General features: G+C 69.1%; 24 protein-coding genes. 18 read left to right on the top strand and 6 right to left on the bottom strand.

The window, feature by feature from the left end:
* Nucleotides 1-36 precede the first annotated feature (36 nt).
* The 4 genes from ABZX10_RS12625 to ABZX10_RS12610 form a co-directional block, all read right to left on the bottom strand.
* Nucleotides 37-1149, bottom strand: coding sequence for an NDMA-dependent alcohol dehydrogenase (locus tag ABZX10_RS12625; RefSeq protein ID WP_355539686.1), 1113 nt, complete (start codon nt 1147-1149; stop codon nt 37-39).
* Nucleotides 1150-1429: 280 nt separating this feature from the next.
* Nucleotides 1430-2266, bottom strand: a complete 837-nt coding sequence (locus ABZX10_RS12620; RefSeq protein ID WP_355539683.1) for an SDR family oxidoreductase — start codon at nt 2264-2266, stop codon at nt 1430-1432.
* 41 nt (nt 2267-2307) lie between these two features.
* The gene (locus ABZX10_RS12615; protein ID WP_355539679.1) at nt 2308-3318 is read right to left on the bottom strand and encodes an alcohol dehydrogenase catalytic domain-containing protein; all 1011 of its coding nucleotides are present in this window, start codon (nt 3316-3318) and stop codon (nt 2308-2310) included.
* A 9-nt stretch (nt 3319-3327) separates the two neighbouring features.
* Nucleotides 3328-4815: an aldehyde dehydrogenase gene (locus ABZX10_RS12610; RefSeq protein WP_355539676.1), complete on the bottom strand. Its 1488-nt coding sequence runs from the start codon at nt 4813-4815 to the stop codon at nt 3328-3330.
* A gap of 164 nt (nt 4816-4979) precedes the next feature.
* On the opposite strand from ABZX10_RS12610, the gene ABZX10_RS12605 reads away from it, so the two are divergent.
* The 6 genes from ABZX10_RS12605 to ABZX10_RS12580 all read left to right on the top strand — a co-directional run bounded on the left by ABZX10_RS12605 (nt 4980) and on the right by ABZX10_RS12580 (nt 10764).
* A complete protein-coding gene (locus tag ABZX10_RS12605; protein WP_355539673.1) occupies nt 4980-5459 on the top strand; it encodes a cupin domain-containing protein in 480 nt (159 codons plus the stop codon).
* A gap of 202 nt (nt 5460-5661) precedes the next feature.
* Nucleotides 5662-6351 carry a LuxR family transcriptional regulator gene (locus ABZX10_RS12600; protein ID WP_355539670.1) on the top strand — a complete coding sequence of 230 codons (690 nt, stop codon included), beginning with the start codon at nt 5662-5664 and terminating at the stop codon, nt 6349-6351.
* 48 nt (nt 6352-6399) lie between these two features.
* A complete protein-coding gene (locus ABZX10_RS12595; RefSeq protein ID WP_355539667.1) occupies nt 6400-7830 on the top strand; it encodes an aldehyde dehydrogenase in 1431 nt (476 codons plus the stop codon).
* 28 nt (nt 7831-7858) lie between these two features.
* Nucleotides 7859-9217, top strand: coding sequence for an acyclic terpene utilization AtuA family protein (locus tag ABZX10_RS12590; RefSeq protein WP_355539664.1), 1359 nt, complete (start codon nt 7859-7861; stop codon nt 9215-9217).
* Nucleotides 9218-9221: 4 nt separating this feature from the next.
* A complete protein-coding gene (locus tag ABZX10_RS12585) occupies nt 9222-9563 on the top strand; it encodes a hypothetical protein (RefSeq protein WP_355539661.1) in 342 nt (113 codons plus the stop codon).
* A 19-nt stretch (nt 9564-9582) separates the two neighbouring features.
* The gene (locus ABZX10_RS12580) at nt 9583-10764 is read left to right on the top strand and encodes a lipid-transfer protein (RefSeq protein WP_355539658.1); all 1182 of its coding nucleotides are present in this window, start codon (nt 9583-9585) and stop codon (nt 10762-10764) included.
* 72 nt (nt 10765-10836) lie between these two features.
* Here the strand turns inward: ABZX10_RS12580 and ABZX10_RS12575 are convergent, their stop codons facing one another.
* Nucleotides 10837-11955, bottom strand: a complete 1119-nt coding sequence (locus ABZX10_RS12575; RefSeq protein ID WP_355539655.1) for an NDMA-dependent alcohol dehydrogenase — start codon at nt 11953-11955, stop codon at nt 10837-10839.
* A gap of 232 nt (nt 11956-12187) precedes the next feature.
* Here ABZX10_RS12575 and ABZX10_RS12570 point away from each other — a divergent pair, with 232 nt between their 5' ends.
* The 8 genes from ABZX10_RS12570 (at nt 12188) to ABZX10_RS12535 (ending at nt 21248) form a co-directional block, all read left to right on the top strand.
* Nucleotides 12188-13342, top strand: coding sequence for a CaiB/BaiF CoA-transferase family protein (locus ABZX10_RS12570; protein WP_355539652.1), 1155 nt, complete (start codon nt 12188-12190; stop codon nt 13340-13342).
* Between the two features lie 85 nt (nt 13343-13427).
* On the top strand, nt 13428-14582 hold the full coding sequence (locus ABZX10_RS12565) for an acyl-CoA dehydrogenase family protein (protein WP_355539649.1): 1155 nt from the start codon (nt 13428-13430) through the stop codon (nt 14580-14582).
* Between the two features lie 40 nt (nt 14583-14622).
* Nucleotides 14623-15132 carry a MaoC/PaaZ C-terminal domain-containing protein gene (locus ABZX10_RS12560; RefSeq protein WP_355539646.1) on the top strand — a complete coding sequence of 170 codons (510 nt, stop codon included), beginning with the start codon at nt 14623-14625 and terminating at the stop codon, nt 15130-15132.
* Nucleotides 15133-15135: 3 nt separating this feature from the next.
* A complete protein-coding gene (locus ABZX10_RS12555; protein WP_355539643.1) occupies nt 15136-16353 on the top strand; it encodes a CoA transferase in 1218 nt (405 codons plus the stop codon).
* Nucleotides 16350-17165, top strand: coding sequence for an SDR family oxidoreductase (locus ABZX10_RS12550; protein ID WP_355539640.1), 816 nt, complete (start codon nt 16350-16352; stop codon nt 17163-17165). The genes ABZX10_RS12555 and ABZX10_RS12550 overlap by 4 nt, the downstream gene beginning before the upstream one ends.
* A 19-nt stretch (nt 17166-17184) precedes the next feature.
* On the top strand, nt 17185-18378 hold the full coding sequence (locus ABZX10_RS12545; RefSeq protein WP_355539637.1) for a CoA transferase: 1194 nt from the start codon (nt 17185-17187) through the stop codon (nt 18376-18378).
* A 237-nt stretch (nt 18379-18615) separates the two neighbouring features.
* A complete protein-coding gene (locus ABZX10_RS12540) occupies nt 18616-20181 on the top strand; it encodes a class I adenylate-forming enzyme family protein (protein WP_355539634.1) in 1566 nt (521 codons plus the stop codon).
* Between the two features lie 131 nt (nt 20182-20312).
* The gene (locus tag ABZX10_RS12535; RefSeq protein WP_355539631.1) at nt 20313-21248 is read left to right on the top strand and encodes a LysR family transcriptional regulator; all 936 of its coding nucleotides are present in this window, start codon (nt 20313-20315) and stop codon (nt 21246-21248) included.
* A gap of 53 nt (nt 21249-21301) precedes the next feature.
* On the opposite strand, the gene mftR is transcribed toward ABZX10_RS12535, so the two are convergent.
* A complete protein-coding gene (mftR, locus tag ABZX10_RS12530; protein ID WP_355539628.1) occupies nt 21302-21901 on the bottom strand; it encodes a mycofactocin system transcriptional regulator in 600 nt (199 codons plus the stop codon).
* Between the two features lie 153 nt (nt 21902-22054).
* Here mftR and mftA point away from each other — a divergent pair, with 153 nt between their 5' ends.
* The 4 genes from mftA to mftD are packed head-to-tail and all read left to right on the top strand — an operon-like array spanning nt 22055 to nt 25039.
* Nucleotides 22055-22147: a mycofactocin precursor MftA gene (mftA, locus tag ABZX10_RS12525; RefSeq protein WP_355539625.1), complete on the top strand. Its 93-nt coding sequence runs from the start codon at nt 22055-22057 to the stop codon at nt 22145-22147.
* On the top strand, nt 22147-22506 hold the full coding sequence (gene mftB / locus ABZX10_RS12520; RefSeq protein WP_355539622.1) for a mycofactocin biosynthesis chaperone MftB: 360 nt from the start codon (nt 22147-22149) through the stop codon (nt 22504-22506). Before mftA ends, mftB begins: the two co-directional genes overlap by 1 nt.
* Nucleotides 22503-23801, top strand: coding sequence for a mycofactocin radical SAM maturase (gene mftC / locus ABZX10_RS12515; protein ID WP_355539619.1), 1299 nt, complete (start codon nt 22503-22505; stop codon nt 23799-23801). The genes mftB and mftC overlap by 4 nt, the downstream gene beginning before the upstream one ends.
* Nucleotides 23802-23821: 20 nt before the next feature.
* The gene (mftD, locus tag ABZX10_RS12510) at nt 23822-25039 is read left to right on the top strand and encodes a pre-mycofactocin synthase MftD (RefSeq protein WP_355539616.1); all 1218 of its coding nucleotides are present in this window, start codon (nt 23822-23824) and stop codon (nt 25037-25039) included.
* Nucleotides 25040-25042: the final 3 nt, after the last annotated feature.

Raw genomic sequence — 25042 nt, 5'->3', positions numbered from 1 at the left:
CGAGCGGGCGCGACCACGGTCGCGCCCGCTCGGATGTCAGTGCTCGTGCACCAGGATTCCGCGGAGGTTGCGGCCCTCCAGGAGATCGTCGTAGCCCTGGTTGATCTCGTCGAGCCGGTACGTCCGCGTGATCAGCTCGTCGAGCTTGATCTGTCCCTTGGTGTACAGGTCGAGCACCAGCGGGATGTCCCGCGTCGGGTTGCAGTGCCCGAAGGTGCTGCCCTTGATGGTCTTGTTGAAGAAGGTGAGGAAGGCGCCGGGGACGTTCACGGTCTTCTCCGCGAAGCCGTTCACGCCCGTCAGGACGACGGTGCCGCCCTTGCCGACCGCGTCGAAGTTCTCGGTGAGGATCTCCTCGGTCACCAGTCCCGGAGTGACGATCGCCTTGTCTGCGCCGTTGCCGTTGGTCTCGTCCTGCAGCATCTCCACGGCCTCGGCGACCGTGGCGAAGGCGTGCGTCGCGCCCAGCCGCAGGGCGGCCTCCCGCTTGTTCTCCAGCGGATCGACGGCGACCAGCAGGCGCGCGCCGGCCAGCGCAGCACCCTGCACCGCGTTGATCCCGATGCCGCCGATCCCGGTCACGATCACGGCATCGCCGGGGCGGACGTCCGCAGCGTTGACCGCCGATCCCCAGCCGGTAGGTACACCGCAACCCACCAGCGCGGCCTTGTCGAGGGGCAGGTCGTCGCGGACCGGCACCACGGAGTTCTGGTGCACCGTCGCCCACGGGCTGAACGTGCCGAGCATGCACATGGCGCCGTAGTCGCCCAGCGGACCGGTGAAGGCGAACCGGCCGCTCGGGAGGTTGCCCTCGAGGATCGTGGCGCCCCAATCGCACAGGCCCTGCTGGCCGGTCGCGCACCATCGGCACACGCCGCAGCTCGGAATGAACGACAGGACGACGTGGTCGCCGGGCTTGACCCGCGTCACGCCGGGCCCGACCGATTCGACGATGCCGGCGCCCTCGTGGCCCATCACCATCGGGAGGCGGGCCTCCAGGTCGCCGCGCGTGATGTGGATGTCCGAATGACACAGCCCCGCGTAGAGCATCTTGACGAGGACCTCGCCGTCCTCGGGGCCGGCCAGGTCGAGTTCGTGGATCTCCAACGGGCTTCCGGCCGCGACGGCGACTGCTGCATTGACCTTCATGGGTGAGGCCTCCCTGACGTTGTTCCGGTGGTCCCCTTGTTTGTAGGACCTGCGTGCCTCGGACCGGGCGGGCCCTGCGCAAAGCTGGTGGATCGGTCAGTTCGCTGGGGACGTAGGCGGATTCGCGATTGGTATGAGCGAATCAACTCAAGGACGGAACCAGCGCGCCGCCGAGGAACATTCCGCCCTGGACGAACCCGGAGACGGTGTACCGACGGTCGCCATCAGCGTCGTGGTGGCGATCTGCGTCGGTGGCCGCCGCACCCTCGGGTTCGGCCCGTCAGGCGAACTCGCCGGCGACGCCGGCGATCAGCTCCACCGTCGCGTCCTTCGTGTACGCCATCGCGCCGCCGTCCACGGTGATGCCGATCCCGGTGATCCACGCGGACAGGTCGCTCGCGAGGAACAGGGCCGTGTTGGCGATGTCCGCTGCCTGCCCGGTGCGGCCGATCAGGGTCTCGCCGCCGATCGCGGCCGCGACGGCCTCGAGGAAGCGCGGCCCGTCGGCCTCGGAGACCCCGAACATCGGCGGGAGCATCGGCGTCATCACGGCGCCGGGCAGGATCGCGTTCGACCGGGTGCCGGTGCCCTTGTTCTCCAACGCGGTCTGGCGGACGAGAGCCATCACTCCCGCCTTGGCGATGGAGTACGCGGCCCCGTTCCAGCCCGACTGCAGCGCGGCGATGCTCGCGGTCGTGATGATCGACCCGGCGGTTCCCTGGGCGCGGAACCTGCGGGTGGCGAACTTGTGGGCGCTGGCGTGCGCCTGCAGGTTCAGGGCCAGCGTGCGTTGCAGTCCCTCGGGGGTCAGCTGTTCGACGGGGGACAGGTCGCCCGCGGCGCCGGCATTGCTGAAGACGATGTCGAGGCGGCCGAACGCGGCGACGCCGGCGTCGAAGGCCGCGTGCAGTTGCGCCTCGTCCGTGACATCGGTGTGGTGATACGCCGCGGCATCCCCGAGCTCGGCGGCCGCCGCCGCGCCGGCCTCGTCCGCGACATCGGCGAGCAGCACGCTCGCACCGTTCTCGACGAACGTCCGGGCGGTGGCGAGACCCATCCCGCTCGCCGCCCCGGTGATGAGCGCGACCTTTCCGGCCAGCAGTGTCGTGGATTCCACCCGGTCCTCCTTCTCCGTCGTGGGTTCGGCGTGCCCGCCGGTCAGAACTCGAAGACGCCCTTGCCGTCGGCGTGCCCGGCGAACCAGTCGTACGCCTCGGCCGCCTGATCCAGGGACCAGCTGCGGGTGAAGATGTCGTCGATCGGCAGGTCGTGGGCCGCGATGAACTCGGCGCAGCGCTGCTGTTCGATCGACGACATCGTCCACGAGGTCAGGAGGGTCCACTGCTTCTTGTACTGCTGCTGGACGTCGAACTCGACGTGGCCAGGCAGGCCCAGGAAGCAGACCCGCCCCCAGGTCCCCAGGACCCGCAGTGCGTCGGCGTTCGCGCGCCCCGAGGTCTCGAGGACGAGCGGCACCGTCGGGCTGCCCGTCAGTTCCTCGAGCCGGGACGGGAGGTCCTCCTCGGCGGAGTTGATGACGGCGCGTGCGCCGAAGGACTCGGCCCGCGCGAGCCGGACCGGGTCGATGTCGACGGCGATGACATCGGCGCCGAGCGCCGCCGCGAACATGGTGCCGGAGAGGCCGACGGGGCCCTGGCCGAAGACCACGAGCGTCTGGCCGGCGATGTCGCCGAGGCGGCGCAGCCCGCCCCAGGCGGTACCCGTGCCGCAACCGACCGCGGCGCCGGCCTTGAAGCTGAGCGCGTCCGGGAGGGGCAGGAGCGTCTGCGCGGGGACCTTGATGAACGGCGCGTGGCCGCCGTCGATGGTCTGGCCCATCACCTTCGCGGGCGCGCTCTCGCACAGCTGCGGCCACCCGGACCGGCACGACGGACAGGCCGTGCAGCCGACGTAGTGGTGGATCATCACCCGGTCGCCGACGCGCGCGACCTGCGGCAGGACGCCCGCGCCGACGGATGCCACCACGCCGCAGGGCTCGTGGCCCTGCACGACCTCGCCCGCCACGAGCGACCCGTTGCGCATGTGCAGGTCGCTGCCACACATCCCGGACGCGCGGATCTCGACCACGACCTCACCGGGGCCGGCGACGGGGTCGGGCACCTCCGTCAGGACCGTCGTGCCGTCGCCGGGGAATTGCACTGCCTTCATCGATCTGCCTCAGTTCTCGGGGAAATTGTCGGGGAACGTGCCGGTCAGGCTCATGACCGTGGTCCGGGTCTCCAGGTACGGAGCGAGCGCGTCGAGGCCGTTCTCCCGGCCCCAGCCGCTCGCCTTGAAGCCGCCGTAGGGCAGGTTCCAGCGCACGAAGGAATAGGTGTTGACCCACACCGATCCGGCGTCGATCCGGTTGCTCACGCGGTGGGCGCGGGCCAGGTCGCGGGTCCAGAGACCGGCGGTGAGGCCGTAATCGGTGTCGTTGGCCATCGCCACCGCCTCGTCCTCGTCGTCGAACGGGATGAGGGTGGCGACGGGGCCGAAGATCTCCTCACGGGCGATCCGCATCTCGTTGGTCGCGCCCGCGAACACCGTGGGCTCGACGAAGAAGCCGTCCGCGAGGCCGTCGCGGGTGATCCGGTTGCCGCCGGCGACGAGGTCCGCGCCCTCGGCACGGCCGATGTCGACGTACGACAGGGTCTTCTCGAGCTGCGCGGCGTGGGACTGCGGCCCCATGCGCACGGACTCGTCATCCGGCATGCCCACCCGGACCCGGCCGGCGCGGAGCCGGAACTCGTCGACGACCCGGTCGTAGATCGGTCGGTGCACCAGGACGCGGGAGCCGAGCGCACAGCTCTGCCCGCACAGCCGGAACGCCGAGGCCGTGGCGGCGTTGAGGGCCTGGTCGACATCGGCGTCGTCGAAGATGATGTGCGGAGCCTTGCCGCCCAGCTCGAAGGTGAACCGCTTCAGGTTCGCCGATCCGTCGACCAGCATCCGCCGGCCGGTCGCGGTGGATCCGGTGAAGGAGATCTTGTCCACGTCGGGGTGCGCCACGAGGTGCGCGCCGACGCGCGCGCCGGTGCCGTTCACGACGTTGAAGACGCCGGGCGGGAAGCCGGCCTCGGCGACGAGGCGCGCGAGGTGCAACGCCGAGACCGGGGTCTGCTCCGCGGGCTTGAGCACCACCGTGCAGCCGGCGGCGAGTGCGGCGCCGACCTTGAGGCAGGTCGTGAGCAGCGGGGCGTTCCACGGGACGATCGCGCCCACCACGCCCACCGGCACGCGCGTGGTGAATGCGTGGACCGTGTCGTCGAACGGGACGGTCGTACCGTGGGTCTTGTCGGCGAGCGAGGCGAACCACTGGTACCACTGCACCTGCCCGGCGAGCCCGCCGCGCATGTCCGTGATCGGGGTACCGGTGTCGCGGGATTCCACGGCGACGAGCTCGGGGAGCGCGGCCTGGAACAGGTCGGCGAGCCTGCGCAGGTGCGCGGCTCGGACGTGACCAGGGGTGCGGCGCCATCCCGGGTACGCGGCGCGCGCCGCGGCGACGGCGCGATCGACGTCCGCGGGGCCGCCCATCGCGACCGTCGCCCAACCGCGACCGGTCGCCGGGTCGATCGACTCGGCGGTCTCGCCGTCGAGAGGGAGTACCCATTCACCGTCGATGAAGAGGTGGTCGTATCGAGGCTGGTCGGAAAGTGACATCCTTCCGGTCTACGGTTCGAGTGTGGCGTGGGTCAATGTGGGCACTGACCGATTCGATTCGAATTCTAAGAAGGCGCGATTCGAAGAATTTCAATTGAGATCCGGTCCGTCGGGACAGTACTCCTCGAAACGGCAGGAACGATCGATCGAATGGAGCAGGACTGATGAAGCACGTAGCGCGGCGCGTGGTCACGGGGCATGACAGCGAAGGGCGATCGGTGATCGCCTCCGACGGAGAGGTCGAGGCGTTCGAGGTTCCGCCGTCGGCGTTCGCGAACCGGATCTGGGCGACCGACGCGCACCCGGCGGACAACCTGGACGCGCGCGACGGGGCCGTCGTGATCGAGACCCTCGCGACGGAGCGTGGTGCCGCATTCTACATCGTGGACTGGGCGCCGAACAGTGAATTCCCGGAACATCGAACGGCCACAGTGGATTACGGCGTTGTTCTCAGTGGGGAACTGCAGGCCGTCCTCGACAGCGGCGAGGTGGCCACCTTGCGCGCGGGCGATGCCATCGTGCAGCGCGGTACCGCCCATCGGTGGCGCAACTCGACCGACGAATGGTGTCGCACCGCCTTCGTGCTCGTCGGCGCGGCCCCGGTCGTGGTCGATGGAGCGGAGCTGACGCCCACGATGGCGTGAAATCCGGATAGGCGAGCGAACCGACGGGCCGGTGGGATGTTTCCCGCCGGCCCGCGGCGGTGAGCGGGGCTTCGCCGACCGCGAATCGGCGATTCGAAGAATGTCTCGCTCCACCTCTTCTAGAAGGGGCATATCAGATATATTCTTTATGGAGGATGTGATCCCGATCGCAGGGTCGCCGGCGCCGCGAGGAGAAGAATTCATGACTGTTCAGGCGTACGCCCGTCCCGCCCGGGCCCGGGCCGTCTCGGGCCGGCCGGTCGGCGTCGAGCCCATTCGTCCCGCAGTCCGGACCGGACAGCCGAACCACGGCCTCGCTGCGGCCCTGTGCGCGGTGTCGCACGCCCGGGCGCTCGGCCACACCACGGAGTTGCTGCAGGCGGCGGCCGCCGCCGCGCGGCAGACCACGGGCACCGCCTGGTGCGCGATCGTCCCGGTGGGCGCCGGGGCCCACGACGCCGTGGTCCTGGGCCCCGCCGGCCCGGTCCGGCTCGAGGCCGCCGACGACTCGGTGCAGTCCGTCGTGACGGCGATCCGGGGCGGAGCCGAGCTCGGGTACCCGGTGGTCTCCGGTGCCGAGTACCTCGGACGCGTCTGGTGCGGTCCGCACGGGGCGCGGCGGTACGGAGACGAGCCGGTCTTCCGCGGGATCGTCGACCAGGTGGCGCTCGTGCTCGACGCGGATACGGGTGGCGGCGATGCGACCTTGTCCAACCGCGAAGCGGAGGTGCTGCGCAGCCTGGCCGGCGGCCTGTCCAACGAACAGGTCGCACAGCGGCTGTTCATCTCGGCGGGAACCGTCAAGTTCCACGTCCGCAATGTCATGCACAAGCTCGGCGCGCGCAACCGGGCGGAAGCCGTCTACCTCGGCGCCCGGCGCCGGATCATCTGAGACCGCTCGGGCCGAGTCTGTACCGAACGACAGCGAGGAGAGAGAGTTATGACCAGTACGTACATCGACCACCTGTACATCGGGGGCGAGTTCCGCCCGGCCCATTCCGCCGGCCGGATCGAGCTCACGGATCCGAGGACCGAGGAGGTCTTCGGAGCCGTTCCCGACGGTGACGCGACGGACGTCGACGCCGCGGTGCGCGCTGCGGACGCCGCGGGGCCCGGGTGGGCCGCGACGGCCCCGTCCGAGCGGGCGCGCCTGCTGCGCGCGCTCTCCGATGCCTTCGCCGAGCGGGCGGACACGATCTCGTCCCTGATCGTCCAGGAGAACGGCACGCCGATCTCGATCGCGTCCGCGATGCAGGCGATGGTGGTGCAGAACTACCGGTACTTCGCGGACCTGGCTGACGCCCTCCAGACCGAGGAGGCACGCGCCAGCCAGACCGGCGATGTCATCATCAGCCGCGTCCCGGTCGGCGTGGTCGCCGCGATCATCCCGTGGAACGGGCCGCAGCCGCTCACGGCCTGGAAGATCGGGCCCGCGCTCGCCGCCGGCTGCACGGTGGTCATCAAGCCGGCGCCCGAGACGACCCTCGACGCGATGGTGCTCGCCGAGGCCGCGCAGGCCGCGGGGTTCCCGCCCGGCGTGGTCAACGTGATCAGCGGCGGCCGCCAGACCGGCGCCGACCTGGTGGCGCACCCCGCCGTGCGGAAGGTCTCCTTCACCGGATCGACGGCCGCCGGCCGCGCGATCGCGGCGCAGTGCGGCGCGGACCTCAAGCGCGTCACCCTGGAGCTGGGCGGCAAGTCGGCGGCCATCGTGCTCGACGACGCGGACCTCGCCGCGTTCGCGCCCTTCGTCCGGTCGGCGTGCACGCCGAACACGGGCCAGACCTGCCGCGCGCTGACCCGGGTGCTCGCCCCCGAGTCGCGCTACGACGAGGTCGTCGACGTGATCACCAAGACCATGGTCGATTCCCCGATCGGCGATCCCCGTGATGCCTCGGTCTTCTACGGCCCGCTCGTCAACGCCGCGCAGTTCGAGAAGGTGCTCGGCTACCTCGAGGTCGGCAAGGCCGAGGGCGCCACCGTGGCGCTGGGCGGTGGCCGGGACACCCGCTTCGAGCGCGGCTACTACGTCGAGCCGACGGTCTTCCGCGACGTGAACAACGACATGCGCATCGCCCGCGAGGAGATCTTCGGCCCCGTCGTCGTGGTGATCCCCTACGGCACCGTCGACGAGGCGGTGGCGATCGCCAACGACTCCGACTACGGACTCGGCGGCGGCGTCTTCTCCACCGACAAGGACCGAGCCACGGAGGTCGCGCGGCGGGTCGTGTCCGGCACCGTCGGAGTGAACTCCGCGTCCTTCCCGATGGACGCCCCGTTCGGCGGCGTGAAGGCCAGCGGCATCGGGCGAGAGCTCGGCCCGGGCGCGCTGGACGCCTACCTCGATACGAAGACCATCTTCCGTTCGTGATCAGTTCTACTGAAAGAGATCCACAGCCATGAAAACCGTCCGAATCGGATCCGGTAGCGGATTCTGGGGAGACAACCTGGACCCCGCCATCGAGATCGCCAAGCACGGCGACGTGCAGTACCTCGCGTACGACTTCCTCGGTGAGCCCACCATCCCGACCCTGCAGAAGATGCAGCAGAAGGACCCGTCGCGCGGATACGTGCCCTCGATCCGCGCCGTGGTGCGCGGCGTCCTCCCGATCTGTCTGGAGAAGGGCATCAAGATCCTGACCAATGCGGGCGCGGCGAACCCGCAGGCCTGCGCGGACACGATCCTGGAGACCGCCCGGGAGCTCGGCATCACCAAGCTCAAGGTCGGCATCGTGACCACCAACGACGTCCAGGCCAAGGTCGAGGAGCTCCTCGACCAGGGCGCGACCTTCACGAACCTCGATACCGGTGACGCGGACCTCGGCCGCGTGCGGGACCGGATCGTCGGCTCCTACGTCTACTCCGGCGCCTACGGCTATGTCGAGGCGCTCGAGGCCGGGTGCGACATCATCATCTCCGACCGAGCCACCGACGACGCCGCCATCCTCGCGCCGCTGGTGCATGAGTTCGGCTGGAAGTGGGACGACTGGGACAGCCTGGCCATCGGCATCCTGGCCGGTCACCTGATCGAGTGCGGCGCGGCCTGCAGCGGCGGCATCTCGAGCCTGTGGCGCGAGGTCCCCGAGCCGTGGAACATCGGCTACCCCATCGCCGAGGTCAACGAGAACGGCGAGCTGTTCATCACCAAGGTCGACGGCACCGGCGGCGTCGTGAACCAGGTGACGCTCACCGAGCACCTGCTCTACGAGGTGCACGATCCGGGCAACTACCTGATGCCCGAGGTGATCACCGACTTCACCCACGTCGAGATGGACGAGGTCGCCAAGGACCGCGTCAAGGTGTGGGGCGCCAAGGGCAAGCCCCGCCCCGACACCCTCAAGGCCGGCATCGCCTACATGGACGGATTCATCGGCGAAGCCGAGTCCTCCGTCACCTGGCCCGACGCGGTGGCCAAGGCCGAGCGCTCGATCGAGATCATCGGCAAGCGACTGGAGATGGTGAACCTCGACGCCGAGGAGCTGCGCTTCGACATGATCGGCGTGAACTCCTGCCACTGGTCGGCCGCGCCCGCACCGGACCCGGACATCAACGAGGTCCGCGTCCGCGTCGCCGCCAAGTGCGCCACGCGCGCCGAGGCGAGCAAGGTCGCCCGCGAGTGCGTGATGCTCATGGGCACGGGCCCGATCGGATCCACCGGACAGCTGAACACCCCGCCGCCGCGTGAGGTGATGGCCCTGTGGCCCACGTTGATTCCGCGCGAGGAGATCTCGCAGACCGTCGAGACCAGGGAGCTGTAGAGACATGAGCCGAATCCAACTCAAGGACCTGGCCTACGCGCGGTCCGGCGACAAGGGCGACATCTGCAACATCGCGGTGATCGCGAAGGAGGAGCGGTTCTACCCGCTGATCCTGGAGTACCTGACGGCCGACGCCGTCAAGGAGTTCTTCGGCGAGATGGTCAAGGGCCGGGTCGACCGCTACGAGGTGCCGACGCTGCACGCGATGAACTTCGTGCTGCGCAACGCCCTCGGCGGCGGCGCGACGCGGAGCCTGCGCGCCGACTTCACCGGCAAGACGATGTGCCAGGCGCTGCTGCGGGTCGAGTTCGACGTGGCCGAGTCCGACCTCGCCCTGATGCACTGAATCATCGAAGGAGAACCAGATGAGTGACAAAGCACAGGTCATCGGCGTCAACATGGTCAAGTTCGCCAAGCCCGGGGCCAACGACCCGTACGAGGTGATGGCGGCGAACGCGATCCGCGGCGCGCTGCAGGACGCGGGAATCGCCTACAACGAGGTCCAGCAGGCCTTCGCCGGCTATGTCTACGGCGACAGCACCTGCGGGCAGCGGGCGGTCTACGACGTCGGCATGACCGGCATCCCGGTGTTCAACCTGAACAACTACTGCGCCTCGGGGTCGTCGGCGCTGCTCCTCGCCCGCCAGGCCGTGGAGGCGGGGGTCGTCGACTGCGCCCTGGCCTTCGGCTTCGAGGAGATGACGCCCGGTGCGCTGGGCAGCGCCTTCACCGACCGGACCTCCCCGGTCGGCTGGATCCACGCGCGCCGCGCCGAGCTGCACCCCGAGCTCCCGACCGACGCCCCGCGCGCCATCCAGGCGTTCGGCGCGGCGGGCTGGGAGTACATTGAGCGGTACGGCGCGAACCCCGACATCTTCGGCCGGGTCGCGGTGAAGTCGCGCACGCACGCCGCGAACAACCCGTACGCGCTGTTCACCAAGCCGCTGACCCTCGAGCAGGTGATGGAGGCCCCGGCGCTCTATCCCTACATGACGAGGTTCATGGCGTGTCCCCCCACCTGCGGCGCGGCCGCGGCCGTGGTCGTCAGCAAGGCGTTCGCCGAGAAGCACGGCATCACGAACGGCGTGGAGATCATCGGGCAGTCGATGACCACCGATACCGAGGTGACCAAGACCGACCTGATCAACCTGGTCGGTGCCGATATGACGAAGCGGGCGGCGGCCGAGGTCTACGAGATCGCCGGCGTCGGACCGGAGGACGTCGACGTGGTGGAGCTGCACGACTGCTTCACGCCCAACGAGGTCATCAGCTACGAGGGCCTGGGGCTGTGCGGCGAGGGCGAGGCCGAGAAGTTCATCCTCGCGGGCGACAACACCTACGGCGGGAAGTACGTGGTCAATCCGTCCGGCGGCCTGATGTCGAAGGGGCACCCCCTCGGCGCGACGGGCCTTGCGCAGTGCACCGAACTGGTGTGGCACCTGCGCGGCACGGCGGGCGACCGCCAGGTCGAGAACGCCCGGATCGGGCTGCAGCACAACATCGGTCTGGGTGGCGCCTGCGTCGTCACCATGTACCGCCGGGCCTGACGGCCGGACGAACACCCGAAAGGGGCGCCCCGCCGGATCGGCGGGGCGCCCCTTTCGGCGTCGGCGCGGATGTCAGTCGAAGACGATGACTCCGCGCATGTTCTTGCCCGCCTTGAGGTCGGCGAAGCCCTGATTGATGTCGTCGAGCCGGTACCGCGCGGTGATGAGGTCGTCGAGGTTGAGCTGGCCCCGCTGGTACATCGCCAGCTGCGCCGGGATGTCGGACGTGGGGTGGCTCTGCCCGAACAGGGAGCCCTGCAGGCGCTTCTGCATGAGCACCAGGTGGTGCAGCTCGATGTCGCCGTCCTTGACATGGGTGTCGCCGATGCCGACGGCCACGCAGATACCGCCCTTGCGGACGGCCTCCAGGCCCTGACCGATGTCCCGCCCGGTCGGGATGCCGATGGTGACGATGGCCGAATCCGCGCCCTGACCGTCGGTGATCGACCGGCCGAAGTCCGCGGCCTCCTCGATGGTGTCGAACGCGTGCGTGGCTCCCAGCTTGAGTGCGAACTCGCGCTTCCACTCGACGGGCTCCACCGCAATGACCGCGCGGGCGCCGGCCTGCGCGGCGCCCTGGACGGCGTTGATCCCGATGCCGCCGACGCCCATCACGATGACCACGTCGTCCGGCCGCACCTCGCCGGAGTTCACCGCGGCGCCCCAGCCCGTGCCGACGCCGCACCCGGTGAGGCACGCCGACTCGAACGGGATCGACGGATCGATCTTGATCGCGGAGAGCGCCGAGACGGTCACGCGCTCGGCGAAGGTACCCAGGCTCGCGAGCGCACCGACCGGCTCACCGTCGAGGGACAGCCGGTAGGTGCCCGGCTCCTCGAAGCGCGACCCGGTGGCCAGGAGCGCACCCAGGTTGCACAGGTTCTGCATCCCCTGCGCGCACCACTTACAGCGGCCGCAGACGGGCAGGAAGGAGAAGACGACGTGGTCACCGACCGCGAGATCGCGGACGCCGGGGCCCACCTCCTCGATGATCCCGGCGCCCTCGTGGCCGACCACGATCGGGAAGATCCCCGGAACCTGGTCGCCGACGATGAAGTGGTCGTCGGAGTGGCAGAGGCCCGCGGCCTTCATCTTCACCCGGACCTCGCCGGCCTGGATCGGCGCCATCTCGAGGTCGAGGATCTCGAGTTCGCCGGGCGAGCTGCGGAGGACCGCCGCGCGTGTCAACATGTTCACCACTCCGTTTCAGAAGGAAGCGCGTACTCTCGCTTCACCATGGTCGCTGTGAGAGGGATCTCACCTACGAGCTATTGCGAGAATACAAAATATTCTGCAGCTGGAGAGGCTCGATCGGTTGCCATTCTTTGAATCGTCGATTTCCTTCCATCGAAACAGCGGAAAATTTCCGCGGAATCGTTCGGATTCGCTTTACAGATAATATTTTGTATGTAATAGTCGAGCTATGAGTGATACGAGCCACATTCGCCGACCGGCCTCCGGGCCGCTCGTCGGGGTGCGCGTGCTCGAGCTCGGCGGCGTCGGCCCGACGCCGTTCACCTCGATGCTCCTCGCCGACCTGGGCGCGGACGTGGTCCGGATCGATCGCCCGGCCGGATACGACGGCGGCGCGCCGGTGGCCGCGAGGTTCCACCTGCTCCAGCGGGGCAAGCGCAGCATCGCGCTCGACCTCAAGGATCCGGCCGATGTGCGGACGGCCCTCGATCTCGCCGCCCACGCGGACATCGTGATCGAGGGCTTCCGGCCCGGCGTCGCCGAGCGCCTGGGCGTCGGACCCGAGCAGTGCCTGAGCGTCAACCCGTCCGTGGTGTACGGCCGGATGACCGGGTACGGGCAGACGGGGCCGCTCGCGGCCGAACCGGGCCACGACATCGACTACATCGCCCTCACGGGCGTCCTGCACTCGGTGGGCGTCGCGGGCGGACCGCCGGTGATCCCGCTGAACCTCGCCGGCGACTTCGGCGGCGGCTCGCTGTACCTGGTGATGGGGCTGCTCGCCGCGGTGATCGAGGCCCGGACCAGCGGAAGCGGGCAGGTCATCGACGCCGCCATGGTCGACGGTGCCGCCTCCCTCATGACGCTGTTCCACGGGCTGCGCGAGGCCGGCTACTGGACCGACGAGCGCGGCGTGAACCGCCTCGACTCCGGGGCGCCGTGGTACTCCGTGTACCGCGCCGCGGACGGCGAGTACGTCGCGATCGGTGCCAACGAGGCCAGGTTCTTCTCGAACCTCCTGGACCTTCTCGGCATCGACCCGGCCGACGCCGGCGACCAGCACGACCGCGCCGCGTGGCCGCGCCAGCGCGAGTTGATCGCGGCCGCGATCGCCGCGGCGAGCCGGGACGAGTGGGCGGCCCGCGCGGCGGGCCGCGAGGTCTGCCTGGCGCCGGTGCTCACGATGGGCGAGGCGCCCGCGCACCCGCACCTCGCGGCACGCGGCACCTACATCGAGGTCGACGAGGTCGTCCAGCCGGCGCCGGCGCCGCGGTTCAGCAGGACCCCCGGTGCGGTGCGCAACGGCCCGGTGGAACCCGGCTCGGACACCGCAGCGGTCCTCGAAGAATGGCTGGCAGAGCTTCCGTCTCGTCGCACTGATTGACGGATAAGAAAACACCGATTTCCTCGGGTCGAATTTCGACCTGAACCTTTCCGACCCCGGAAGACCCACGCAAGGAGAAACGAAAATGGCCGAGAACTTCCTCACCGACGAGCAGTCCGACTGGCTCAAGGTCGTCAACGACTTCATGGACAACGAGATCACCGTCGAGTACGTCCGCACGTGCGACCAGAACCGCGAGTACCCCTACGAGGCGTACGCGAAGATCGCCAAGCAGGGCTGGCTGGGCGTGCTGATCCCCGAGGAGGAGGGCGGGTCCGGCGGCGACATCTTCGACTACGCGCTGATGGCCGAGGGCCTGGGCAAGTTCGGCTTCGACTTCTCCTGCTCGGTGCTGGTGCCCACCTTCACCGCGATGAACATCATCAAGTTCGGCACCCAGGAGCAGAAGGACAAGTATGTCAAGCCCTTCATCAGCGGCGACATCCGGTTCTCGGTCTCGATGACCGAGCCCGACGCCGGCTCCGATGTCTTCGCCACCAAGACGCACGCCAAGCGCAACGAGAACGGCGACTGGGTCATCAACGGTGCGAAGATGTTCTGCTCGGGCGCGCAGGCCGATAACACCGTGATCGCGATGCTGGTCCGCACGGACCAGAACGACAAGCACGGCGGCCTGACCATGCTCCTGATCCCGAACGACACCCCCGGCCTCGTCATCAACAAGCTGCCGACCCTGTCGCGTCACGCCACCGGCACCACGGAGATCTTCCTCGACGACGTCGTGGTTCCCGCGAACGCGATCCTCGGCGTCGAGGGCCAGGGCCACGAGATCATCATCAACCACCTCGAGCTCGAGCGGTGCGCCGTGGCCGGCGCGTACGTCGGCAACGCCCAGGAGGCCGTCAGCAACGCCCTGCGCTACGCGCACCACCGCAAGCAGTTCGGTACGGCGATCTTCAACTTCCAGGTGCTCAAGCACACCCTCGCCGACAACCAGACCCGCGTCGACGCGGCCCGCCTGCTCGTCTACCGCGCCGCGCAGATGAAGGCCGCGGGGCTCGAGGCGCCGCGCGAGACGTCGATGGCGAAGCTGTACGGCTCCGAGACGCTCAAGCAGTGCGCGCTCGACGGCATGCAGATCCTCGGCGGCTACGCGAACCTGCCCGAGTCCGACATGGAGCGGTACCTGCGCGAGAGCATCCAGTCGACCATCGGCGGCGGCACGTCGCAGATCCAGCGCACCATCATCGCCAAGTCCATGCGCCTGGCGAACGTCTGATCCGGCGCCCGCACCCCTCACCCTGAAAGGACGAGATCCCATGGCTCTCATCAACAACACCATCGACATGCCTCTCGACGAGCTGTCGGTCGGCACCGTCTTCCGCACCGGCGGCCGCACCATCACCGAGACCGACGTGGTGAACTTCTGCGCCCTCACCGGTAACTGGATCGAGATCCACTCGAACAAGCACTACGCCGAGCAGACGCGCTTCAAGGAGCGCCTGGTGCAGGGCTCGCTCACCTACTCGATCATGACCGGCCTGCTGATCTTCGGCCCGCCGATCCAGGCGAACTACGGCATCGACCGCCTGCGCTACCTGCACCCCGTGCACATCGGCGACACGATCTACGTCAAGGCCGAGATCATCGACCTGGAGATCAAGGACGACGACTTCGGCGTGATCAAGCTGCAGATGAAGGCGCTCAACCAGGACGGCGACCTCTGCCAGATCTCCGAGTGGCGCCTGCTCATGCTGCGCAAGCGCGAGGCGCTCGAGGAGCTCGTCAACGCCTCGATCCCCACCGAGAAGCCGCGGGCGGCGAAGTAGCCCATGCCCGGACCACTCGACGGTGTGCGGATCCTCGACCTCACCGTGAACGTGATGGGGCCCTTCGCCTCCCTGCAGCTCGCCGACCTCGGCGCGGATGTGTGGAAGGTGGAGGCCCCCGGAGGTGACGCGATCCGCACCGTCGGACCCGTCCGGAACCGAGGGATGGCGGCGAACTTCCTGCACCTCAATCGCAACAAGCGATCGATGGTGCTGGACCTGAAGAACCCGGAGGGGATCGCCGCCCTGCGGCGGATGGTGGCGGACGCCGACGTGCTCATGCACAGCTCCCGGCCGGCGGCGATGGCCCGCCTCGGGCTGTCCTACGAGGACGTCGCCGCCATCAACCCGCGCATCATCTACGTGGGCGCGTACGGTTTCGGCCAGAACGGGCCGTACGCCGATCGCCCGGCGTACGACGACCTGATCCAGGCGGCCTCGGGGATGACGGTGCTGCAGGCACGCCGTACCGGGCCGCCGGAGAACGTGGCGACGCCGATCGCGGACCGTGCGGTCGGCATCGCGGCGGCGATGGCGGTGACCACCGCGCTGTTCGAGCGCGAGCGCAGCGGCCTCGGGCAGGAGGTCCAGGTCCCGATGTACGAGACCTTCGTCCAGCTCGTCATGAGCGATCATCTCGGCGGCCTCAGTTTCGTTCCTCAGCAGGGGGACTGGGGCTACGCTCGTAGCCTGGACCCCGGTCGGCACCCCTACCGGACCGCGGACGACGGGTACATCGCGGTGAACATGTACAACGACAAGCACTGGCACGCGTTCTTCGCCGCCACCGGGCACGCGGAGATGATCACCGACGCGCGTTACGCCGACGTGCACGCTCGGATCGAGCGCCAGGGCGAGTTGTACGCGTTCCTGGAGCGCGAGTTCCCGACGAAGACCACGGAGGAGTGGATGACGATGCTGGTGACCGCGGACATCCCGGCGATCGAGGTGGCCACTCCCGACACGCTGGTCCGCGACCCGCACCTCGACGCGGTCGGCTTCTTCGACGTCGGCGAGCACCCCACCGAGGGGACGGTCCGGTCGATCGGCATTCCGCAGACGTGGAGCCGCACGGAGCCGGAACTCCGCATCCCCACGCCACGGCTGGGGGAGCACACCGTCGAACTCCTGGAGGCCGCGGGGTTCGAGCAGGCCGAGATCATTGCGCTGCTCGCCTCCGGTGCCGCGGTGGCCGCGGACGGCGCGGGGGTGCCGTCGTGACCGCCCCGACGGTTCCCGGGCCGCTGCGCGGCAAGGTCGCTCTCGTCACCGGCGGGTCGGGTGGTATCGGGCGCGGTATCGCCCTCCGGCTCGCGCAGCAGGGGGCGACGGTGGTCGTCGGCGGACGGTCCGAGGACCGCGCCAACGCCGTCGTCGAGGAGCTGCGCGAGTACGGGGACGCCGGCTTCGTGCTGGGCGACGTGCGCTCCCGCGACGACATGGAGGCCGCGTGCGCCTCGGTCGTCGAGCGCTTCGGCGGGCTCGACATCGTGGTGGCGAACGCCGGCGGCGGCGACGAGGAGGCCCGGTCGCCCCAGGTCCGAGGCCCGTTCGCGAACATCGACCTCGATCGCGCCACGGCCTTCGTGCAACAGGCGCTCGCCGCGAAGTACCTCGTGGTGCAGGCCGCCGTGCCGCACCTGCGGGCGCGCGGCGGAGGCTCGGTGGTCTTCGTGACCTCCGAGGGCGGGCGGGAGGCGACGCCGGGCCAGACCGCGATCGCCTCGTTCTCCGGCGGCCTGGTCATGGCCGCCAAGGTCCTGTCGAAGGAACTGGCCCGCGAGAAGATCCGGGTGAACACCGTGTGCGTGACCGTGGTCCGCGACACCCCTTCCTGGGACGCGGTGTTCGGGCCGGATTCGACGGTGTCCGAGCAGCATCGTAAGCAGTACACCAAGATCGCCGAGCGCAGTCCGTTCGGCGTGGCCGCACCCACCGACATCGGTGACGTGGTGGCGTTCCTCGCGGGCCCCGGCGCGGCATACCTGACCGGGACCACGGTGAGCCCCACCGGCGGCCTGACGATTCACTGACTTCAAGGAGGTCACCGACATGAGCGGACCATTGGAAGGCGTGCGGGTCCTCGACCTGACGTCGAACTTCATGGGACCGTTCGCGGCGCTGCTGCTCGCGGACATGGGCGCGGACGTGTGCAAGATCGAGTCCCGGGCGGGCGACACCTCCCGTGGTGTTGGCACCGGGCGCAACCCGGGCATGGGACCGATCTTCCTGCACCTGAACCGCAACAAGCGCAGCCTGGGACTGGATCTCAAGCACGCCGACGCGAAGGCGGCCCTGCGGCGGATGCTCCCCGAGGCCGACGTGCTGATGTACAGCCTCCGCCCGGCGTCGATGGCGCGGCTGGGACTGAGCTATGCCGAGGTGGCCGAGGTGAATCCCCGCCTGATCTACGCCGGCGCGTTCGGCTTCGGCCAGGGCGGTCAGTACGCGGACAAGCCGGCCTACGACGACCTGATCCAGGCGTCCGTGGGCATGCCGGTGCTCCAGTCGCGCAAGGTCGGTGCCCCCGAGTACGTGGCGACGGCGATCGCCGACCGCGTCGTCGGGATGGCGATGAGCAATGCCATCGCGATGGCGCTGTACCGGCGCGAGCGCACCGGCCGCGGTCAGGAGGTCCAGATCCCGATGTTCGAGACCTTCGCGCAGTTCGTGATGGGGGATCACCTCTACGGGCACACCTTCGAGCCGCCGATCGGCGACTGGGGGTACGCGCGGATGATGAACCCCGACCGCAGGCCCTACCAGACCACGGACGGTTACGTGGGAGTGAACGTCTACACCGACGCGCACTGGCAGCGATTCTTCGCTCTGGTCGAACGTCCGGATCTGCTCGCGGACCCGCGCTTCGCGACGATCTCCGCGCGGACCGAGAACTTCGGTGTGCTGCTGCCGCTGGTCGCGGAGATCTTCGCGACCCGGTCCACGGCGGAGTGGCTGCAGCTGCTCGGCGAGGCCGACATCCCCGTGATCGCGATGAACACCCCGGAGAGCCTGCTCGACGACCCGCACATGAAGGACGTCGACTTCTTCCGCGTCGAGGAGCACCCGACCGAGGGGCTGATCCGGACCATGGGCATTCCGCAGACGTGGAGCGAGTCGGCACCGGAGCAGCGGTTCCCCGCCCCGCAGCTCGGTGGAAACACCCGGGAGCTCCTGCGGGAGTACGGGTTCAGTGACGACGAGGTGCAGTCTCTGGTGTCGGAGGGCGCCGCCTTCGAGAAGTAGTAGCGCAGCGCCGCCGGCCCGCCAGCATGAGGAAGGGCCCGATCCGCCGTCCGCGGATCGGGCCCTTCGTCGTGCGCCGGGGCATCGACCCTGTCCGTTGGATCAGGATTTCGCTGGGATCGCCTTGCGGACGCAACCGGACGCCGAAGTGTGAGTAGCATCACTATGGGGGTGGGAAATAGCCCCTTGCACAGAATCTTTCGGCTCGAGCGCCGTCCTTCTACCTCAGGAGTCGACATGGGTGTCACCCTCAACTGGATCACCGATTCCGTTTCCGGGCAGGTGCCCGAAGCGGACCCCGATCGCCCCGCGCTGGCGTTCGAGGACGAGACGCCGATCACCTACCGCCAGCTTCGCGAGTCCGAGTTCGCCTACGCGACCGCTTTGCAGAACTCCGGTACCGAGAAGGGCGACCGCGTCGCGGTCCTGATGCGCAACTGCATCGAGTACCCGCAGATCTTCTTCGGCATTTCGCGAGTGGGCGCCGTCTCGGTGCGCCTCAACTGGCGACTCACCGGTCCGGAGCTGCGGTTCCTCCTCCAGGACTCGGGGTCGACGGTGCTCATCCTGGACGAGGAGTTCGTCAGCAGGATCGAGCCGGTGCGCCATGAGCTTCCGGTCCGGACCTACGTGATCCGCGGCGAGAACGTGCCCGACTGGGCCGTTTCGCTCACCGACTTCGTGGACTCGGGCGAGACCGGCGTCTTCCCCGAGCTCGACCCCGCCGATCCCGCGACCATCATGTACACCTCGGGAACCACCGGGCTGCCCAAGGGGGCGGTGCTCACGCATCGGAACCTCTTGGCCCTGGCGACGATCCAGTGCATGATGTGGCAGCTCGACGAGAACACTGTCGCCCAGACCTCGGGTCCGATGTTCCACGCCGCGGCCATGGAGATCATCGTGCTGCCGGCGATGTTGCGGCACGGAATGGGCGTCTTCCTCGGTTCGGGTGGCTTCTCGCTGGAGCGGATGCTGGAGATCGGCCGGAAGCAGCGCGCGACGATCGCGTTCGTGTACTCGCATCTCATGTACGACCTGATGCGCCGCGACGACGTCGAGGAGCTCGTGGCCCCCAGCCTCACGCAGATCATCGCCGCCGGCGACACCGTGATGCCCTGGGTGTACGAGGAGTTCGAGCGGCGGCTCCCCAACGCGCGCATGGATCAGACCTTCGGCCTCACGGAGGGCGGCATGGTGTGCACCAGGCTCCGCCATCAGGACGCGAAGGGCCACGAGTCGAGCGTCGGCCGGCCGACACCGCTCAGCGAGATCGTGATCCGCGGCGCGGACGGCGAGCCGGTACCCACCGGAGAGGTGGGAGAGATCTACACCCGGAACCCCGGTGTCAGCGTCGGATACTGGAACCGGACGGAGGCGACCGCGGAGACCTTCCACGACGGATGGTGCCGCACCGGCGACCTCGGCCGGTTCGACGAGGAAGGCTTCCTCACCCTGGCGGGCCGCCAGAAGGACATGGTGCGCAGCGGTAGCGAGAACATCTACCCGGCGGAGATCGAGAAGCTGCTGACCTCGTTCGAGGGTGTGGCCGACAGCGCGGTCGTCGGCGTTCCGGACGAGAAGTATTTCGAGGTCGGCGCCGCGATTCTCGTGGCGAGCGTCGGAGTGAGCATCGACCTGGACGCGATCCGGGAATTCCTCGCGGGCAACCTGGCGAAGTTCAAGATTCCGAAGTATTTCGTGGTGGTCAGCGAGTTGCCGCGCAACGCGTCGGGGAAGGTCCTCAAGCACGTCCTGCGGACCGAGTACGCCAGCCTAGGATCGTCGCCGACCGAGCGGTGATCTGGGGCGCCACATCGATGCCGCCGGTGGCGGTGCCGGATCTGCCCCTCGCCGGAACGGGCGAGGGGTAGATTCGTCTGCGTGATGAGAGTGGCGTGTGCGTTGGTCGTCGGCACGGTGGCGGAGTCCTGATGGCGCGCAATCTGAATGTCAATCATCTGGTGCGGCACGTCGATCTGTTCACGCTGCAGCTCTACATCGCGGCCGTGGAGGAGAAGCAGATCGGCCTGGCGGCGATCCGGGAGAACATCGCGGCGTCGACCGCGACCAAACGGATCCAGATGCTCGAGGACGCCGCGGGCACCAAGTTCCTCGACCGCACGCCCCGCGGCGTCCAGACCACCCCCGCGGGAGAGATCTTCCTGCGGCACGCCAGGGAGATCCTGGGCAGCCTGAACGTCATGCGCAGCGAGGTGACCGCCCTGACCGAGGGGGTCGCCGGCGAACTGACGCTGGTCTCGGCCAGGTCCATCATCGGTCCGCTGCTCGCCCGGCGGCTCGGCGAATTCGTCAGTGATTATCCGCAGGTGGATCTCGCCGTCCACGAGGTGTTCAATCCGGAGATCATCCGCGAGGTCGAGCGCGGCGACGCCGATCTGGGGGTCTACGCGGAAGCGCCCGACCTGGATCTGTCCGGCGTGGCGACCATTCCGTACCGCAACGACCGTGTGGTCGCTGTCGTCCCGATCGATCATCCTCTGGCGAAACGCGATTCCGTCACCTACGCCGACCTCGCGGAGTTCAACCTGATCGCGGCCGGCGCCATGGCGGGAGCGTTCAAGCTCGCGGCGGCCAAGACCGGGGGCGAGTTCCGGTCCCGGTACCGGCTCGTGACGGGAAGCACGGCGCTGAGTCTCGTCGCGTCCGGCATCGGCGTGACGGCGGTACCCGAGTGCTTCCTGCGCGCAGATCACCTCGATCGGGTCGCGGTGCTCGATCTGGACGAGCACTGGGCCGTCCGGCGGCTGTTCCTCGCGACGCGGCACGGGCAGAAGCGCGGTCCGGCCGTGTCCGCTCTGGTCGACTACGTGCTCGACCAACCGCGCGCTCACGCGTCGGCCTCGTAGCCGACGGTGCCGGCACAGGCTGTCGCTGGACGGCGGCTGCCCGGTAGGTGGGCCTACCCGTCGACGGCGGCGATGAGCAGCTCGCAGCCGGTGCGCAGGAGCGCCTCGAGATCGCCGTCGGGCTGCTGTAGCCACTGGTCGTACGCGGCGAGCGCGACGCCGAGCGCCATCCACGCGATCGTCTGCGGCGCGTGATCGGATGTCGCGAGCCCGCGTCGGCGCGCGGCGTGTTCCTCGATCACCTGCCGCCAGTCCGCGTACATGATCATCGAATGTGCCTGTAGCGCCGGCACTGTCAGGAGCAGGTGCATCCGGCGGCGGTGGTGCTCGCGTTCAGGCTCCGGCACCTGGTTGAACGCGACGATGGCGTCGCGGAGCTCGGTGCCGAGCGTGCCGGTGCCCGCCGCCCGGTCGAGCAGTTCGCGCAGCCCTGCGAGGTGATCGTCGAACTCGCCCCAGGCGAGGGAGTTCTTCGACGGGTAGTAGCGGAAGAGCGTGCGCCGGGCGATGCCGGCCGCAGCGGCGATGTCGTCGACGCTGGTCTCGTCGAAGCCCTTCTCGGTGAACAGGTCGATGGCGATGCCGCTGAGGTGACCGCGCGTGGTCGCGGAGGGGCGCCCGCCGAGCGGTCCGCTGCGTCCGCGAGGGGGCATCGTCGTCCGCCTTCTTTCTCCGTGTTCCCGCCGGTCGGGGGGTGTTCGCGATCGTACGTCAGGACGGATTCCGGCGAACGCCTATGATTTTGCACCGAGTGCCATTACTGTGTGACGAGAACCACAACACCAAGCATGAGGAGGTTGGTTCACATGTCCGACAAGGTGACTGCGACGCAGGACGAGCTCGTGACGGAATCGTTGGTGGAGGAAGTGTCCATCGACGGCATGTGCGGCGTCTACTGATGACCGTCGCGCACGCGCCGGCTCCCGGCGGCCCTGCGGCCGCCGGGGCCGACGCCCCCACTGGTTCCGAAGCTCCCTTCGATCCTCGGCGCGCCTGGGCGGTCAACCCGCGGGTCGCGATCCGCCCCGAGCCCTTCGGCGCGCTGCTGTACCACTTCGGCACCCGGAAGCTGTCCTTCCTCAAGAACCTCGTCGTCGTCGACGTGGTGCGGTCCCTGCGCGAGCACCCGAGCGCCGCAGCCGCGCTCGACGCCGCGGGCGTCGCCGCCGACGACCGCCCCCTGTACCTCCACGCGCTCGGCGCGCTCGCCCGGTCCGGGATGATCGTCCCGGCCACCGACCAGGAGTCAGAGTCATGACCACTCTCGAAAGGCCCCGCCCGGCTCCCGTCGGGCGCCTCGTCGACCAGTTCGAACGCGGCCTCGACGCCCCGATCTGCCTGACCTGGGAGCTCACCTACGCCTGCAACCTCGCGTGCGTGCACTGCCTGTCCAGCTCCGGCAAGCGCGATCCGCGCGAGCTCAGCACCGAGCAGTGCAAGGCGATCATCGACGAACTGCAGCGCATGCAGGTCTTCTACGTCAACATCGGCGGCGGCGAGCCCACGGTCCGCCCCGACTTCTGGGAGCTCGTGGACTACGCGACGGCGCACCAGGTGGGCGTGAAGTTCTCCACCAACGGCCTGCGCATCAACGAAGCGGTCGCCCAGCGCCTCGCCGCCTCCGACTACGTCGACGTGCAGATCTCCCTCGACGGCGCGACGGCGGAGGTCAACGACGCGGTCCGCGGGCCCGGCTCCTTCGCCATGGCGGTCAAGGCGCTCGAGAACCTTTCGGCCGCCGGCTTCCGCGATGCGAAGATCAGCGTCGTCATGACGCGGCACAACGTCGCGCAGCTCGACGAGTTCAAGGCCCTCGCGGACAAGTACGGTGCCACGCTGCGGATCACCCGGATGCGTCCGTCCGGCCGCGGCGCCGACGTCTGGGACGACCTGCACCCCCTGCCCGAGCAGCAGCGCGAGCTCTACGACTGGCTCGTCGCGCACGGCGACGGCGTCCTCACCGGGGACTCCTTCTTCCATCTCTCCGCGTTCGGCGGGAACGACGGTGCAGGCGCCCTGCCCGGCCTCAACCTCTGCGGCGCGGGTCGCGTCGTCTGCCTCATCGACCCCGTCGGCGATGTCTACGCGTGCCCCTTCGCCATCCACGAGAACTTCCTGGCGGGCAACGTGACCGCCGACGGCGGCTTCCAGGAGGTCTGGCAGCGCTCCGAGCTGTTCCGCTCCCTGCGCGAGCCGCAGGCCGCCGGCGCGTGCACGCAGTGCAGCTTCTTCGACTCCTGCCGCGGCGGCTGCATGGCCGCCAAGTTCTTCACGGGCCTGCCCATGGACGGGCCGGATCCGGAATGCGTGCAGGGCTACGGCGAATCACTGTTGGCGGGGGAGCGCACGAAACCCACTGCCAACAAGGATCACTCCCGCGGCGTACCGCTCACTCTGATGACCCGCCCACCGTCGCGCGACTGCGACGAGAACCCGCTCGCCGGGTTCGCCCCGCAGAGCTCTCCGCGGCCACCGTCGTCGCTCGCGGCGTCGGGCGCCCCGCGTCCCGCCCTACCCACTGCCACCGGCCGGTCGTCCGCCGGCTGCTCCTGAACGACCGAGGAAACATCACCATGCCGAAAATCGCCACCCTGATCGAGCGCGCCTCGTTCCGCCGGAACCCCTGGTTCGAGACGGTCGAAGAGGCGCAGCGCCGCGCGCGCAAGCGCCTGCCGCGCACCGTCTACTCGTCGCTTATCGCCGGCTCGCAGGCCGGGATCACCGTGAGCGACAACACCGCGGCGTTCTCCGAACTGGGGTTCGCGCCGCACGTCGTCGGGGCGAAGGCCGAACGCAACCTGGCGACCAAGGTGATGGGGCAGGAACTGCCCTTCCCGGTGATGATCTCCCCGACGGGCGTCCAGGCCGTCGACCCCGACGGTGAGGTCGCGGTGGCCCGCGCCGCCGCCGCGCGGGGAACCGCGATGGGCCTGTCCAGCTTCGGATCCAAGCCGGTCGAGGAGGTCACGGCGGTCAACGACAAGATCTTCTTCCAGATCTACTGGCTCGGCAGCCGCGAGGACATCCTCGCCCGCGCCCAGCGAGCCCGGGAGGCGGGCTGCGAGGGCCTGATCGTGACCACGGACTGGGTCTTCAACGTGGGCCGGGACTGGGGCAGCCCCGAGATCCCGGAGAAGGTCGATGTCAAGGCTCTCGCCCGGATGGCCCCGGAACTCGCGGTGCGGCCCCGCTACGCCCTGGACTGGATCCGCGGCGGCAAGATCATCATCCCCGACCTCACGGCGCCGAACCTGGTGCACCGCGGCGAGACCGGGCCCACCTTCTTCGGCGCCTACTACCAGTGGATGAACACCCCGCCGCCCACGTGGGAGGACCTCGAGTGGCTGCGTGAGCAGTGGGGCGGCGAGTTCATGGTCAAGGGCATCACTCGCCTCGACGACGCCAAGCGCGCCGTCGACATCGGCGCCACCGCGATCTCCGTCTCCAACCACGGCGGCAACAACCTCGACGGCACGCCCGCCTCGATCCGCGTGCTCGGCCCCATCGCCGACGCCGTGGGCGGCGACCTCGACGTGCTGCTCGACGGCGGCATCCGGCGCGGCTCCGACGTGGTCAAGGCGCTCGCCCTGGGCGCCAAGGCCGTCATGATCGGCCGCGCCTACCTCTGGGGTCTGGCCGCCAACGGCCAGGCAGGCGTCGAGAACGTGCTCGACCTGCTCCGCATGGGCGTCGACTCGACGATGATGGGCCTGGGCCGCGGCGACGTCGCCGAGCTCAGCCGGGACGACCTGATCATCCCCGAGGGCTTCGAGCGCTCCTTCGGCGGCTGAGCC

The sequence above is a fragment of the Tsukamurella sp. NPDC003166 genome (assembly GCF_040611135.1).
Lineage (GTDB): Bacteria > Actinomycetota > Actinomycetes > Mycobacteriales > Mycobacteriaceae > Tsukamurella.
The sequence above is the reverse complement of the archived record's forward strand: the minus strand, read 5'-3'. Positions and strand labels throughout refer to the sequence as shown.

Excerpts from the sequence above, each read along its gene's own strand:
- ABZX10_RS12545 (WP_355539637.1), top strand. The coding sequence starts at position 17,185 with ATGAGCGGACCATTGGAAGGCGTGCGGGTCCTCGACCTGACGTCGAAC.
- ABZX10_RS12625 (WP_355539686.1), bottom strand. The coding sequence starts at position 1,149 with ATGAAGGTCAATGCAGCAGTCGCCGTCGCGGCCGGAAGCCCGTTGGAG.
- ABZX10_RS12585 (WP_355539661.1), top strand. The coding sequence starts at position 9,222 with ATGAGCCGAATCCAACTCAAGGACCTGGCCTACGCGCGGTCCGGCGAC.
- ABZX10_RS12580 (WP_355539658.1), top strand. The coding sequence starts at position 9,583 with ATGAGTGACAAAGCACAGGTCATCGGCGTCAACATGGTCAAGTTCGCC.
- mftA (WP_355539625.1), top strand. The coding sequence starts at position 22,055 with ATGTCCGACAAGGTGACTGCGACGCAGGACGAGCTCGTGACGGAATCG.
- ABZX10_RS12605 (WP_355539673.1), top strand. The coding sequence starts at position 4,980 with ATGAAGCACGTAGCGCGGCGCGTGGTCACGGGGCATGACAGCGAAGGG.
- ABZX10_RS12565 (WP_355539649.1), top strand. The coding sequence starts at position 13,428 with ATGGCCGAGAACTTCCTCACCGACGAGCAGTCCGACTGGCTCAAGGTC.
- ABZX10_RS12555 (WP_355539643.1), top strand. The coding sequence starts at position 15,136 with ATGCCCGGACCACTCGACGGTGTGCGGATCCTCGACCTCACCGTGAAC.
- ABZX10_RS12570 (WP_355539652.1), top strand. The coding sequence starts at position 12,188 with ATGAGTGATACGAGCCACATTCGCCGACCGGCCTCCGGGCCGCTCGTC.
- ABZX10_RS12610 (WP_355539676.1), bottom strand. The coding sequence starts at position 4,815 with ATGTCACTTTCCGACCAGCCTCGATACGACCACCTCTTCATCGACGGT.
- ABZX10_RS12540 (WP_355539634.1), top strand. The coding sequence starts at position 18,616 with ATGGGTGTCACCCTCAACTGGATCACCGATTCCGTTTCCGGGCAGGTG.
- mftD (WP_355539616.1), top strand. The coding sequence starts at position 23,822 with ATGCCGAAAATCGCCACCCTGATCGAGCGCGCCTCGTTCCGCCGGAAC.
- ABZX10_RS12535 (WP_355539631.1), top strand. The coding sequence starts at position 20,313 with ATGGCGCGCAATCTGAATGTCAATCATCTGGTGCGGCACGTCGATCTG.
- ABZX10_RS12615 (WP_355539679.1), bottom strand. The coding sequence starts at position 3,318 with ATGAAGGCAGTGCAATTCCCCGGCGACGGCACGACGGTCCTGACGGAG.
- ABZX10_RS12600 (WP_355539670.1), top strand. The coding sequence starts at position 5,662 with ATGACTGTTCAGGCGTACGCCCGTCCCGCCCGGGCCCGGGCCGTCTCG.
- ABZX10_RS12575 (WP_355539655.1), bottom strand. The coding sequence starts at position 11,955 with ATGTTGACACGCGCGGCGGTCCTCCGCAGCTCGCCCGGCGAACTCGAG.
- ABZX10_RS12590 (WP_355539664.1), top strand. The coding sequence starts at position 7,859 with ATGAAAACCGTCCGAATCGGATCCGGTAGCGGATTCTGGGGAGACAAC.
- ABZX10_RS12560 (WP_355539646.1), top strand. The coding sequence starts at position 14,623 with ATGGCTCTCATCAACAACACCATCGACATGCCTCTCGACGAGCTGTCG.
- mftR (WP_355539628.1), bottom strand. The coding sequence starts at position 21,901 with ATGCCCCCTCGCGGACGCAGCGGACCGCTCGGCGGGCGCCCCTCCGCG.
- ABZX10_RS12595 (WP_355539667.1), top strand. The coding sequence starts at position 6,400 with ATGACCAGTACGTACATCGACCACCTGTACATCGGGGGCGAGTTCCGC.
- mftB (WP_355539622.1), top strand. The coding sequence starts at position 22,147 with ATGACCGTCGCGCACGCGCCGGCTCCCGGCGGCCCTGCGGCCGCCGGG.
- mftC (WP_355539619.1), top strand. The coding sequence starts at position 22,503 with ATGACCACTCTCGAAAGGCCCCGCCCGGCTCCCGTCGGGCGCCTCGTC.